Source organism: Brevibacterium sp. SIMBA_078 (assembly GCF_046534565.1).
GTDB lineage: Bacteria > Actinomycetota > Actinomycetes > Actinomycetales > Brevibacteriaceae > Brevibacterium.
Genome location: NZ_JAWRYQ010000543.1, coordinates 1 through 239 on the forward strand (window position 1 = coordinate 1; position 239 = coordinate 239).

Consider the following 239-nt stretch of genomic DNA (forward strand, 5'->3'; position numbering starts at 1 on the left):
GGATGGCATAAAAGATCAACAAATCCAAGAAATCTTGAAAGCATTGAAATTTAAACAAAAATATTATCGTTTACCAAATGGTTCTCTTTTGTCGTTAGAAACAAAGGAAATGGAGGAAATTCATCGATTTTTAAATGCAGTTCCTGAACAAGAATCAAATGTTGCGACAACTTTTAAGATGCCAATAACCGAAAGTTTAAAGTTTTTGGATTTGATAGAAGAAAGTGATGCATTTACAG

At 31.0% G+C, this 239-nt stretch carries 1 protein-coding gene; it reads left to right on the forward strand.

What is annotated here, in order from left to right; translation table 11 throughout:
- On the forward strand, positions 1 to 239 hold a 239-nt coding region (locus tag SB749_RS20725; protein ID WP_410711975.1), incomplete at both ends, for an SNF2 helicase associated domain-containing protein.